A 13,733-nucleotide genomic window follows, 5' to 3' on the forward strand; every position below is an offset into this window, starting at 1 on the left:
GGCCATGGATGGCTTTTTTCAAAGGATATTTATAATGCATTTATCAATTTTTAAGTCCGTCGCATTTATTACTTTATGCCTAACACCCCTTGCGTTAAGCGCTGCGCCTTTTACCCCAAAAGATGATGCAGTTATTGCTAAAAGTAATTCAACGCTTAGTGCTTCCCTCTCTGTTGACGAGATAAATACATTAGTCACTAACAGCCAATATGCCGGCCAAACAGAGCGCTTACAGGGGCTACTTAAAACCCGTTTAGCCCAGCTATATAAACAAACACCCTCATCTCAAATTGGTTACTTATATGCTCGCGTTTTACAAAAAGAGCACCTTTTCAACGAAGCTATTGATATTGCTAACAACGTTTTGATTAAAGAGCCACAGCATAGTAATAGCCATTTATTGCTAGCCAATATATTTATGACTCAAGGTAAGTTCGCACAAGCAAAAAAACACTGCGTAGCCTTAATTGGGCAAGTAAGCACTATTACTGCTAGCACCTGTGTACTCGATGTACAAAGCCAACATGAAAGCGTTTTAGACAGCTACCAAGCATTAGTAAAAATTATAAATAATAATCAAACTAGCCTAGCTACAAACCATGTTTTAAGTGAAATGAGCTATCGTTTAAATAACTACAAACAAGCATTGTCTCACTTACAAAGTGTAGATTTAGTTCAAGCCCCTGTGAGCCTAATTGTTTTATGGGCCGATATTCAAATTGCTCTAAATCAACCACAACAAGTATTAAATACATTAAGCGTACTGCTTCCTGATAAAAGTAATTTAGAGGATGCTATTTTGCTAAGACTTTCAATCGCAGAAAAAAAACTAAATAAACGCGATAAAAAATGGCAAAATACAATGGCGCAAAGAGTTACACTACGAGAGCTTCGCAAAGATTCTTTTCATGCAAGTGACTTAGCTAAATATTACCTTGATGTACAACCAAATCGCGAAAAAGCACTTTACTGGGCTCATATTAATTGGCAACAGGCTAAAATGAGCACCGATGAGCAATTACTTATTCAAGCAAAAGCGATGCAACGAGACACACTATGAAAACGCCTTATCTATTTATACTCACTTTAATGCTGTGCATTTTTTCAACTTACAGCTTTGCCCATCAACTAAGTACAAGTTATATAACCTTAAATAGCGAGAACAATAACGACACCAACAAAAACCAATACACGGGTACCTGGCAAATTAATATAGCCGACTTAGAGCACGCAGTTCCTCTGGATTTAGATAAAAACGGGCAAATTTCGTGGACAGAAATAAAAGCAAAACGCAGCTCAATTAATAACTTCATTGAAGAAAATTTAAATATCACGCAAAACGCGCAATCATGCCCTTTAAAAAGTGAAGGTATCTATCAGCTAGATAACCATTTTAATCAGCCTTATTTGGTTATTCCGCTGCTGTTTAGTTGTGATGACAATGAAGCAATTTCTCTTTCTTATTCTGCTTTTTTTAATACCGATGCCAATCATAAATCCATCGTAAATATAAACGGTGTATCTCGTGTATTTAATATCAACGAGGCACAACAAACGTTCAGCTTTGAGCAAACAAGTTATTTAAGTACGTTTAATCAATACGTGTATCAGGGTGTTTTACATATTTGGATTGGTATTGATCATATTTTATTTTTAATCGCCCTGTTACTTACCTGTGTTTTAAAACGCAGCGATAAAGCATGGCAAGGTATTAGCTCTAAAAAACAAATTATTAAACACACAGCATGGATAGTAACCGCGTTTACGCTTGCGCACTCTATTACGCTTACCGCAACAGCTATGAACTTAGTCTCACCAAATAGCCGCTGGGTAGAGCTTGGAATTGCTATATCGGTTTTATTTGCAGCATTAAATAATGTGTGGCCGTTGGTACTTCGTTTAGGTTGGCTTACTTTTGCTTTTGGTTTACTACATGGGATGGGATTTGCGAGCGTACTTGGCGAGCTTGGCTTGTCGAGCGACTATCAACTGCTTAGTATATTGGCGTTTAATTTAGGCGTCGAAATCGGTCAACTTAGTATCTTACTAGTAGCCTTACCAATACTCATTTATGTACGACACTACACTTGGTATAAAAAGTGGTTAATGCCAATGGGCTCCGTTGCTATCGCAATCATTGCACTTCAGTGGTCAATCGAGCGATTTTAAATAGACTAAAATAAAAAAGCTAGCCAAAGTATTGGCTAGCTTACTTTTGGTTATTTATTTTGAGCGTTACTGCGCTTTATCAAATGGCATCAGTAATGTTTTCATCGCCGGGCGAAGCGCTATTAGTACTGTTTCTTCGGTTAACTCTGGGTAGAGTAACTTTCTAAGTAATAACCCTGCCATCATCGAAAAAATAACATTAATTCGACTTTCAAGTTCAAGCTCATCAATGTCTTTGAGCGCACTTCGCTCGCTAGTTAAAAGCTGTCTCATGCGCCCGCGTGCTTGAGTATCCATATCACGTAGCAATGAAGCTACTTTAACATTTCGACCTGCTTCAGCCATCATATCTAAATCAACTACACATGCCCCTGTGTCCATGTGCCTTTGCACACCAATGTTTAAGCCATCTAAAAGAGCTGCTAAAACATCACCTGGGTGATCTTCAAACTGTTGGAAGATAGAAAACATTTCTTCCATGTCTTTTTCAATAATGCTTTCTATAATGGCTTCTTTACTTTCAAAGTAATTATAAATATGGCCCGCACTCATCCCTGCCGTTTTAGATATTTCAGCCATGCCTGCACCGTGGTAACCTTTTCGGCGAAAACACTCTGCAGCAGCTGTTAGTATTTGTTCGCGCCTAGCCAGTGCTATCGCGGGATCTGTTTGCCTTTTTGCTTTAGGCTTCATGTTCAACTCCACTACCAAGTCATAAACTCAGTAAAGCAAGAGCTATAAATAGTCTCGCTATATAAATATGTAATGCGGCTTTAAAAGCCGCAAATATTATTTCTCTTCCTGAGCTGTTTCACTGGTTACGTTCCATCCGCCACCAAGCGCTTTGTACAAGTTAATTTGGCTTGCAAGATACGCTTGCTGACCCGAAATTAACTGTTGCTGCGCGCCGTACCACGTACGCTGAGCATCAAGTACTTGCAAGTAGCTATCTGCGCCTTTTTCGTAACGCATTTTTGATAAATCAAATGTGATTTGTCGGCTACTTATAAGCATATCAAGGGCACTTAATTGCTCTTGGTAACCTTCTCTATCAGCAAGTGCATCGGCAACTTCGCGAAACGCATTTTGAATTTTTTGCTGATAAGTAACCACTGCAATTTCTTGATCAGCTTTTGCTACATCAAGATTTGCTTGGTTACGTCCCATATTAAAAATAGGTAGGCTAATTGACGGCACAAAACTCCATGTACCCGAGCCTGAATCAAACAAGCCACTTAAATCACTTGAAGCAGACCCGGCATTGGCTGTTAAGCTAATACTTGGATAAAACGCTGCACGTGCAATACCAATATTGGCATTTGCAGCAAGCATTAAATGCTCAGCGGCTTTAATATCAGGGCGTTGCGATAACAGGTCAGACGGTAAACCGACCGGCACTTCTGGCATACTGATCAAGTTAGTCAGGTCTTTACTAGGCAGTAAATCAGCTGAAACAGATTTACCCACTAATAAATCTAGGGCACTTTTATCACGCTTTAACAAACGTTTGTACGTTGCTATGTCTACTTTTGCTGTAGCAACTGTACTTCTAAGCTGCTCAAGGGTAATTGAAGAAGTTGCACCTAAATCAAAACTTTTTTGCGTAAGCGATAATGACTCTTGCTGAGAGGTGAGCGTTTCTTTTGCAAGCTCTAGCAGTTGTAAGTCCGTCGCGTAACTAAGCCACGCATTTGCCAACTCTGAAATTAAAGACACCTGCGTACTGTATTGGCTAAGCTCTGTAGAGTATAAATTTTGGAGTGCTTGCGCTGATTGATTGCGTACTTTGCCCCAAATATCTAACTCGTAAGACGTAATGCCCACTGTTGCACTGTATTGCGAGCTAATAGCTGCATCGCCAGTACCCGACAAATCAGCCGGTAAACGCTGGCGCGTACCAGAAGCATTTAAATCAAGCGACGGATACAAAGCAGAATCTTCGATTTGATACAAACCACGAACACGCTGCACATTAAGCACTGCAATTTGCATGTCTTTATTGTGCTCAAGGCTTTGCGTAATTAAGGTTTGTAGCTTTTCATCATTAAAAAACTGCTGCCAATTTAATTGCTGCGCAGCGCTTTGCTCAGTACCTGATGCATAAGCATCAGATACTGGTAGAGCAAGGTCTTTTTGCTCTGGCGCTAATTGACAACCACTTAGCACCAATAAAGCAATTGCACTTAGGCTGAATGTTTTAATGCTCATTCTGCGCTCTCCTTTGTTGTCTCGTTAGTTTTACCAGGGAATACACGGCGAACTAACACAAAGAACAACGGTACAAATACAACAACTAATATTGATGATGCGAGTGTGCCGCCAATAATCGAAATACCTAACGCATTTTGCGCACCAGAACCCGCACTTGAGGCAATAGCAAGCGGTAAAACACCACAAATAAAGGCCATCGAAGTCATAAGTATTGGACGTAAACGTAAGCGTACAGCTGCAATAGCCGCATCAACTAAGCCAAGCCCATCATCCATTTTATGAATCGCAAACTCTACAATCAGTATCGCATTTTTAGATGCCAAACCAATGGTGGTCAACAAGCCTACCTGCAAGTAAATATCGTTAGATAAGCCACCGCCTAGCGCTGCCATAATTGCACCAAATATACCCAGTGGCACAATCATCATTACCGCAAACGGTACCGACCAACTTTCATAAAGTGCAGCTAAACATAAAAATACAAACAATAGCGATAAGCCATATAGTAAAGGTGCTTGACCACTACTTGAGCGCTCTTGGAATGAAATACCGGTCCACTCAGACGAAATACCATTAGGTAATTGTTTAACTAAACGCTCCATTTCATCCATTGCTTGGCCTGTACTGTAACCCGGCGCTGCACTACCTTGAATTTCCATTGCTGAAAAACCATTGTAACGCTCTAAACGTGGCGAACCATACGTCCAGTAGGCACTAGCAAACGCTGAAAACGGCACCATATCGCCATTGTCATTGCGCACATACCATTTATTTAGATCCTCAGGCACCATGCGCGATTGTGCATCACCTTGCATATACACTTTTTTAACTCGACCACGGTCAATAAAGTCATTCACATAACTACTACCCCATGCTGTCGAAAGTGTACTGTTAATATCGTTTTGCGACACGCCAAGCGCTTCGGCTTTTGCCAAATCTGTATCAAGTTGTAGTTCTGGCATATCTTCTTGTCCATTTGGACGTACGCCCGCTAAAATTGGACTTTGGCTTGCTAAACCTAATAACTGATTTCGTGCCGCCAAAAGTGCGTCATGGCCAAGGCCTACACGGTCTTGTAAGAAAATATTGAAGCCATTAGCAGTACCCAGTTCAACAATTGCAGGTGGCGGGAATGCAAACACAAACGCTTCTTTTATCGTTGAAAAGTAGCCCATCGCTTTACCTGCAACACCTTGAACAGATAACTCGTCACGTTGACGCTCATCCCAATGTTTAAGGTTAACAAAGGCAATTGCTGAGTTTTGGCCAGAGCCTGCAAAACTAAAACCAGTAACGGTAAAAATACCATTCACAGCTTCAGATTGATCGTTTAAAAAGTGATTTTCTACCTTCTTAACAACCTCAAGCGTTTGTTGTGTTGTAGAGCCTGCCGGTAATGAAACTTGGTTAAACAAAATACCTTGGTCTTCGTCAGGTAAAAATGCCGTTGGCAAGCTTGAGAATACATAAACCATACCGCCCACAATCACGCCATAAATAAGTAAGTAGCGTTTAGAGTGTGTAAGCATACGGCCTACAAAGCTTTGTGCACCTGAATTTGTTTTATCAAAACCACGGTTAAAGCCTGTAAAAAATCGGCCAAATAACGTCTCATTGTTATGTACATGGCTTGGTTTTAAAAGCGTTGCACACAATGCAGGCGTTAAAATAAGAGCAACTAAAACAGATAACCCCATCGCCGATACCAGTGTTATAGAAAACTGACGATAAATAATACCGGTAGAGCCACTAAAGAATGCCATTGGGATAAATACCGCAGAAAGCACCATGGCAATACCTACCAGCGCGCCTTTAATTTCATCCATCGATTTACGCGTAGCTTCAAGTGCCGAGAGTTTTTCCTCGGTCATTAAGCGCTCAACGTTTTCTACAACAACGATTGCGTCATCTACCAATAACCCTATGGCAAGTACCATCGCAAACATCGTTAGCGTATTTATTGAATAACCAAAGGTGTATAAAATACCAAACGTACCTAGTAAAACCACTGGCACTGCTATTGTTGGTATAAGTGTTGCCCTAAAGTTTTGTAGGAACAAATACATAACTACAAAAACAAGTACAACAGCTTCAATTAAAGTGTGAATAACTTTTTCGATAGATAACGATACAAACGGCGTTGTGTCGTAAGGTATAACAGCATCTAACCCTTCAGGGAAAAACGGTTTTAGCTCTTCAATTGCTTTTTTAACTCCAGCGGCAGTATCAAGTGCGTTAGCACCACTGGCTAATTTAATACCTAATCCTGATGCCGGTTGTCCATCGTAACGAGCAACAACGCGGTAGCTTTCACCGCCAAGCTCTACTCTAGCAACGTCCTCTAGACGTACAAAAGAGCCATCTGGATTGGTTTTAACCAATATTTGTTCAAATTGCTCTGGCGTTTGTAATCGACTTTGAGCCGTTACTGTTGCATTAAGTTGCTGACCATCAACGGCAGGCATACCGCCAAGTTGACCGGCAGATACTTGTGCATTTTGCGCACTAATTGATGCACTAATATCAGCAGGTGTAAGCTTATAATTTTGTAACTTTGAAGGGTCTAACCAAATACGCATCGCGTACTGAGAACCAAACAGCTGCACTTCACCTACGCCTTCAACACGCGAGACAATATCTTGCACGTTTGATGAAACATAATCGCCAATATCAATATTGGTCATGCTGCCATCTTTAGACACAAAAGCATAAACCATCAAAAAGTTACGCGCTGACTTTGCAACTACAACACCTTGCCTTTGAACGGCTTCTGGTAATAGTGGAGTCGCTGTCGCTAGTTTATTTTGCACTTGAACTTGTGCAATATCAGGGTCAGTTTCAGCGCTAAATGAAAGTGTAAGCGTAGCAGAACCACTCGACTCAGACGTAGATGACATATAAAGCAGGCCATCAAGTCCTTTCATTTTTTGCTCAATAACTTGCGTTACCGTATCTTCAAGTGTACGTGCAGATGCACCAGGGTACGTTGCAGTAATACTCACTGCAGGTGGTGCAATTGAAGGATACTGCGAAATAGGTAAACTCCTAATCGCCAAAATACCTGCAAGCATCACTACAATAGCGAGTACCCAAGCAAATATCGGTCTATCGATAAAAAATCGTGACATTAAAACTCTCCGTTATTGCGCTTGATCGGCTTTAGTAGACGATTGAATTTCAGATGGATTCACTGGTGCACCAGGGCGGATTTTTTGTAAACCTTCAACTATTAACTTATCGCCATCCATTAAGCCATCAGTAACAAGCCAATCAGAACCAATAGTTCTATCTACTTTTAATACGCGGCTTTCTACTGTGTTGTCTTTGCTGACAACCATTGCTGTTGGTTCGCCTTTTGAATTACGGCTAACACCACGTTGCGGAGCTAAAATAGCACCCGCCTTAACACCTTCCACAATAGAAGCTCGGGCATACATGCCTGGCAGTAATAATTTTTCTGGGTTTGAAAATTTAGCACGTAGTATTACTGAGCCAGTACTTGGATCAACTGTCACTTCAGAAAACTGCAATGTGCCTTTATGAGGATAAACAGAGCCATCTTCCATAATAAGTTCAACGTCAGTTTGGCTAGTCGAATCAACACTTAGAGCACCTGATGATATTGCTTTTTTAAGTTTGGTAAGCTCATTACTTGATTGTGTTAAATCGATATAAATTGGATCTAACTGAGTCACTGTAGCAAGTGCAGTACTTTGGTTAGCACTAACTAGTGCACCTACAGTTACGCTTGATTTACTAATTTGACCACTAATTGGTGACGACACATGGCTGTAATCAAGGTTAATTTGCGCCGATTTTAACTGCGCTTTAGCCGTTAATAATTCTGCTTTTGCTTGTTTGTATGCAGCATCTGCTTCATCAAAGTCTTGCTGACTTACCGCTTTTATTTTTAAAAGCTCGCTAAAACGAGATGCTTTAGCTTTACTACTTGAAATACTCGCCTGAGCACGTGCAACACTTGCTTCACTTGCTGCTAAGTCTGCTTCAAATGTCGCAGGGTCTATTTGATACAGAGCCTGGCCTTGTTTAACCTCTTTACCTTCAACAAATAAACGAGATTGCACAATACCACTTACTTGTGGGCGAATTTCAGCAATTTGAAATGCACTGATACGACCAGGAAGTTCTTTTTTGAGAGTAAGCGCTTGGCTTTTTAATGTAAGTACACCCACTGGTACAGCTTTAGGAGCTGAAGCTTGTGACTGCTCAGCAGCCTGATCGCAACCAGTTAAAGCAACAGAACCGACGAGGGCTGACAATACAAATAAAGCGATGCGGGAACGCTGCATGTTAAATACCTTTTAGTTTAGAGTGAACGATCATTCTAAATTAAAACGCGCTGATAATGAATCTTAATTAGAAGAAATTTACACAAACTTACACTCCTCAGTACAATATACGTCTTAGGTTGCATTTAATGTTAATTAGAAGAAAATAGAATCAAGACTGTATGAAAATAAAACAACTTAACATATTGAAATAATATCCCATTTTAGAAACGAAGTTTTTAACAGACACAAAAAAGCCAAGCAAATACAGCTTGGCTATTTGTATAAAAACTAAAGCACACACCTTATTTTAAAGGATATTAGCACTCTGCGGGTTAATAACCCTTGAAACTAACAACTGCTCTACCCTAATTCCTTCTACATCAACAACTTCAAACTTAAAACCTGAAAAAGTTAAATGCTCCGCGCGTTTAGGTATTCGCTTCATATTGTAAATTAAAAAACCTGCGACCGTTTCATAGTGCATCTGATCAGGAAATTCTTCGATATCAAGTACTTTTGCTAAATCGGTAATTGGGGTTAAGCCATCTACAAGCCATGAATTTTTATCGCGTTCTATGATTAATTCGTCGCCTTGATGAGTGATTAAATCACCCATAAACCCTTTCATTAAATCTTTTACCGTTACAATACCCACCGAAAGCGCATATTCGTTTACGACAACAGCAAATGGTTTTGCTGCACTTTTAAACGCATTTAAAGCTTCAGATAAGCTTAATGTTTCGGGTAAGTAAAAAACATCTTTATCAATGAGATCATCGTTTATATTGGCGGCTTCGCCCTTTAGTACTTGTCGTAAAATATCTTTAGATTCAACAGAGCCATGCAACTTATCTAAATTTCCTGACACCACTAAAAAGTGGTTATGAGGATGGTCAATAATTTTAGTCGCAATATCATGGCTAGATTCGTTTAAATCAAAATATACAATTTGGTCGCGTGGCGTCATTACGCTTGATAAAAATCGCGCTTCGAGGTCAAACACATTGCCAATGAGTTCATATTCTTGCTTTTGCAAACTACCGTATGCAGCACCTGCTTCCATCATGGCAACAATGTCCTCTGTTGTCACATTGTCTTCTCGCTCAGCGGGTACTTTAAATAAGCGCAACACAAAGTTAGTGACACCATTAAAAAACATCACCAGCGGGGTTAATGCAAAGGTAACCCAGCGCATTATTGTAACCACTCTAACAGCGACCGCTTCTGGCATGATCATCGCTAAACGCTTTGGCATTAAATCGGCGAATAATATAAACAAGGATGTAATAGTAAAAAACGAGAATAAAAAGCTAATTTTTTCTAAATGCGCACCTTGATAAAACAATACCAACACACTTTCAACATAAGGCGATAAGGCCTGCTCGCCCACAATACCACCCAATATCGCAATCGCGTTGAGTGCTATTTGGATCATGGCAAAAAAAGCCCCTGGATTTTCTTGTAGCTTTAGTACCGCTGCTGCCTTTATATTCCCTTCATCTGCCATTACTCGCAGTTTTATTTTACGCGACGCTGCAATTGCTATTTCTGACATAGCAAACAACGCACTGATCAAGATCAATAAGCTAATCCCGATTAAATCACCCATTTAACGCTCCAAAAAGTTAGTGCTTTTTTAAACAAAAAGCAGCTGGATTATAATCGGTTTTTAAAATGCGGCAATTTATATTTATAAAATATATCAAAGTAATTTAATTTCATGAGGTTACATTGATTAAACACTTTTTTTAAACTGTTTAATTGCCTTTAAAGGCGACTTTTAATTGAACAACTAAGGCCGGATCCATATTTATATTACAAGCAAAAAATAATGGAGATTGAGCTGTATTTAGATTTAGTAATGGCTCGAGTAGCTCAAGCCTAGGCTCTGTTTTAACTCGGTAGTTAAATTGCTTTTTGTTGAGGATAACAAAATCAAGTATATGGTGACGAGTGCTTATGAGTTTATCTATTTTATCTAGGCTATCGATGAGTAATAAATGCTTGTTCTCACTAAAGCCTCTCTCAAGCAAATAGTGATGACTAAAGTTATCACGCAGTACTGCTATTTTATATTTTTTAGCATCATTGAGAGTATTTAACTTTATACCTCTAGATTTTAGACCATAAATGGCTGAATCAAAGCTTTCCAGTTCACCTACCCAGTTAAACTTACTTTCTCTATTAGGTAATCGAACAATTGAAAATATACAGGTATTTTTATCGCGTAGCGCTGCATTGTAAGATATGGCCCAACTATGCGCCAACATAGTGTATTTTATACCAGTACCTTCTAGCGCTTTATGAACTTTATCGACAGAGCGGCCAACGAGTTTATTATCTTCATTGAGATACTGAAAGTCTGGAAATACTTCCGTTACTATTGTGATTTCAGTTGCATCAACTTTAATACAGCTAATGAACAATAAAAAGATCAATAATTTCATTCAGCAAGGCCTCAACTAACTCATTATAAGTATTTAATAAATATAGCTGAGGCTTTATGAACTGCTAGTTTTTAGTCATGTAATGCACACTTATACGCTGATAGTGCTAGTATTTATAGCTCCTACAGCTTACTTGTTCATCGCACTAATTAAAAAGGCTGAAATTTTAGCGCCTTCTCTAAGTGTCGTTTCAGAGCTTGATTGGCCCACTAAAGAGCTGTCGGTAAATGGCGCTATTTCCATCATATCCGCACCCGTAATCGGAAACTCATCCGCAATGGCTGATAAAATATCAAGCGCATGCTGTGGTGTTAAACCATTATGTTCTGGCGTACCTGTGGCAGATGCAAACTCTGCATCAAGCGCATCAATATCAAAGCTTACGTATACTTCATCAACGTTATCAGCTTTTAATTGTGCAATAGCGTCGGCAGCAACCGCCGCTGCGCCGCGCTCAATGATTTCATGTGCCCAATGTTGCTTAACGCCAAAGGTACTTTCCCAGTGCGCTTTAGGCTTACCACTTGAGCGTATACCAAATTGTATTAAATGATGTGGCGCCGGTAAAAACTCTAAAATATGCGTACACCACGAGCCAAAACATAAATCTATGCCTAGGCGCTCAACAAGTAAATCGGTATGCGCGTCAAAGTGAATAATAGCGGTACGCTTACCTTGCTCACGTTTTGCTTTTAAGTAGGCTTTGGTAAGTGGGTAACTAATTGAGTGATCGCCACCAATACCAAATATCCCTTTATCTTTAAATGTTGCGTAAAAGCTGTCGCATACATCCTCAGTGATTGATAATGGGCTTACGTAGTAGTCGTTATCTTCATTACCGTATAGGGCTTTTTGGCAATTAGAAATGGTTGCATCATTTAGGTATTTATCATGAAGTAAATGTGGGATTACACGTACATCGCCTAAATCAAACGAGTGACACTGCGGTTGCTGATCAATTAAAGCTGAGCGCACAAACAGTGGCCCCCAGTTTGCACCGCGTAAAATACCACCGCCACAGTCTGAGCTAATACCTAACATAACGGCTTTATGTGGAGAATTTGGTAATTCATTTAAAGACTCGCGCCACAAATTATCAACGTTTTCAGTTTGTCCATAAAGTTTATTACGCAGTGCGGCTTTGCGCTCCTTTGCAGTATTTACTGTGTATACGCCATCACCTGGTGCGCACAAACAGTGCTCAACTTTGTTTTTAAATGCTTCAAATTGTGTGCTCATAATAAACTCCTTCGATTTTTATTCTGTACGTAGCTAATTACTTTTGATTAGTTATGCAAAATCACCAAAAGTGCCTAAACTTCAAATAAATTCCACTTTGCTAAATAAGTCTGTGCCTAATATAAATAAACACGTTATCTTTTACGTGTTTAATAAAAACTTAAACTATTGAATTAATTTAATATTAATAAATATTTACCATAAACTATTTAATTGTAGTTACGCGCTTGGTTGATACTTATTATGTCTGCTTGAACATGTCAACAGCACAACAAGGCTACTTGTATAAGCACTTGATTGAATATTCATAGTTGATGAATAAATCAAATTAATCCTTAAAATTATTAAGACTTAATTGGAGGAGTTAAGATAAAACGGACAATCGTCCTGTACTTGATAAACGTTTCTAGCAATGATGCTAGATTGACACAATTTATTATAAAAAGGCTTAGCTATGGAAAAGGTATTTCACTTAGGACTATGTATTGACGATCTTAAAGGTGCAAAACTTGCGATTGTACCGGGCGATCCAGATCGTGCTGCACGCATTTCACAATTCCTAGACAACCCAACCTGCCTTGCTCAAACTCGTGAGTTTCATGTTTACTTAGGTCAACTAAACGGCCATTCGGTGGTTGTTTGTTCTACGGGTATTGGTGGTCCATCTACGTCGATTGCAGTAGAAGAATTAGCACAACTTGGCGTGCGTAAATTTTTACGTATTGGTACAACAGGTGCGATTCAGCCACATATCAACGAAGGCGAAATTTTAATTAGCCAAGCGTCTGTACGTTTAGACGGTGCAAGCCAGCATTTTGCTCCTCTTAGCTACCCTGCTGTGTCTGACTTTTATGCAACACAAGCTATGGTACAAGCATGTAAAAACTTAAATATCGATTTTCATATTGGTATTACTGCATCAAGCGATACATTTTATCCAGGACAAGAGCGTTACGATACGCATTCTGGTTACGTTCCTAAATCACTACAAGGTAGCTGCGAAGAGTGGCAAAAACTGGGCGTGATGAACTACGAAATGGAATCAGCAACATTATTTACTATGTGTGCAGCCCTTGGTTTACAAGCAGCATGTGTTGCCGGCGTACTTGTTAATCGCACTCGCCAAGAAATACCAAATGTAGACCACGGTGAAATTGAGCGTAAATCTGTAGCAGTAGTATTAGAAGCAGCTAAAGTATTACTTGATTAATATAGGTTATATTAATAGTGAAATTATAAAGCACAGCTCTGGCTGTAATGCCGATCATTTAAGAATTAGTTAATAGCACTTGAACGATCTTCTAGGTATGTAAGAATCCGAATTCTTTTGTAGAATTCGGATTTTTTTATGCAACTTTCTAATGCTCTCGATATT

General features: G+C 39.4%; 10 protein-coding genes. 3 read left to right on the forward strand and 7 right to left on the reverse strand.

Translation table 11 applies throughout. The features are described 5' to 3' along the window. Nucleotides 1–34: 34 nt before the first annotated feature. Both I6E70_RS08880 and I6E70_RS08885 read left to right on the forward strand, forming a co-directional pair. Nucleotides 35–1,060: a hypothetical protein gene (locus I6E70_RS08880; RefSeq protein WP_007582394.1), complete on the forward strand. Its 1,026-nt coding sequence runs from the start codon at nt 35–37 to the stop codon at nt 1,058–1,060. After that, complete coding sequence (locus I6E70_RS08885) at nt 1,057–2,169, forward strand: HupE/UreJ family protein (RefSeq protein WP_007582393.1); 1,113 nt, start codon at nt 1,057–1,059, stop codon at nt 2,167–2,169. The genes I6E70_RS08880 and I6E70_RS08885 overlap by 4 nt, the downstream gene beginning before the upstream one ends. A gap of 66 nt (nt 2,170–2,235) precedes the next feature. Here I6E70_RS08885 and I6E70_RS08890 read toward each other — a convergent pair whose 3' ends face one another. From I6E70_RS08890 to I6E70_RS08920, 7 genes are all read right to left on the reverse strand, one after another. After that, nucleotides 2,236–2,862: a TetR/AcrR family transcriptional regulator gene (locus tag I6E70_RS08890; RefSeq protein WP_007582392.1), complete on the reverse strand. Its 627-nt coding sequence runs from the start codon at nt 2,860–2,862 to the stop codon at nt 2,236–2,238. A 96-nt stretch (nt 2,863–2,958) separates the two neighbouring features. After that, entirely contained in the window at nt 2,959–4,377 is a 1,419-nt protein-coding gene (locus tag I6E70_RS08895) for an efflux transporter outer membrane subunit (RefSeq protein WP_197188547.1), read from the reverse strand. Beyond that, on the reverse strand, nt 4,374–7,508 hold the full coding sequence (locus tag I6E70_RS08900) for an efflux RND transporter permease subunit (RefSeq protein WP_007582390.1): 3,135 nt from the start codon (nt 7,506–7,508) through the stop codon (nt 4,374–4,376). The genes I6E70_RS08895 and I6E70_RS08900 overlap by 4 nt, the downstream gene beginning before the upstream one ends. 12 nt (nt 7,509–7,520) lie before the next feature. After that, nucleotides 7,521–8,690 (reverse strand): efflux RND transporter periplasmic adaptor subunit, encoded by a 1,170-nt coding sequence (locus tag I6E70_RS08905; protein ID WP_010553970.1) that lies wholly within the window; start codon nt 8,688–8,690, stop codon nt 7,521–7,523. A gap of 289 nt (nt 8,691–8,979) precedes the next feature. Next, a complete protein-coding gene (locus I6E70_RS08910; protein ID WP_007582388.1) occupies nt 8,980–10,281 on the reverse strand; it encodes a hemolysin family protein in 1,302 nt (433 codons plus the stop codon). Nucleotides 10,282–10,429: 148 nt separating this feature from the next. Further along, nucleotides 10,430–11,119: a transporter substrate-binding domain-containing protein gene (locus tag I6E70_RS08915; protein WP_007582387.1), complete on the reverse strand. Its 690-nt coding sequence runs from the start codon at nt 11,117–11,119 to the stop codon at nt 10,430–10,432. Nucleotides 11,120–11,248: 129 nt separating this feature from the next. Next, nucleotides 11,249–12,358 (reverse strand): arginase family protein, encoded by a 1,110-nt coding sequence (locus tag I6E70_RS08920; RefSeq protein WP_007582386.1) that lies wholly within the window; start codon nt 12,356–12,358, stop codon nt 11,249–11,251. A gap of 454 nt (nt 12,359–12,812) precedes the next feature. Here I6E70_RS08920 and udp point away from each other — a divergent pair, with 454 nt between their 5' ends. Next, on the forward strand, nt 12,813–13,568 hold the full coding sequence (gene udp, locus I6E70_RS08925) for a uridine phosphorylase (RefSeq protein ID WP_007582384.1): 756 nt from the start codon (nt 12,813–12,815) through the stop codon (nt 13,566–13,568). Nucleotides 13,569–13,733: the final 165 nt, after the last annotated feature.

The organism is Pseudoalteromonas sp. NGC95 (assembly GCF_015864705.1).
In the GTDB taxonomy this organism is placed as follows: Bacteria; Pseudomonadota; Gammaproteobacteria; order Enterobacterales; family Alteromonadaceae; genus Pseudoalteromonas; species Pseudoalteromonas arctica.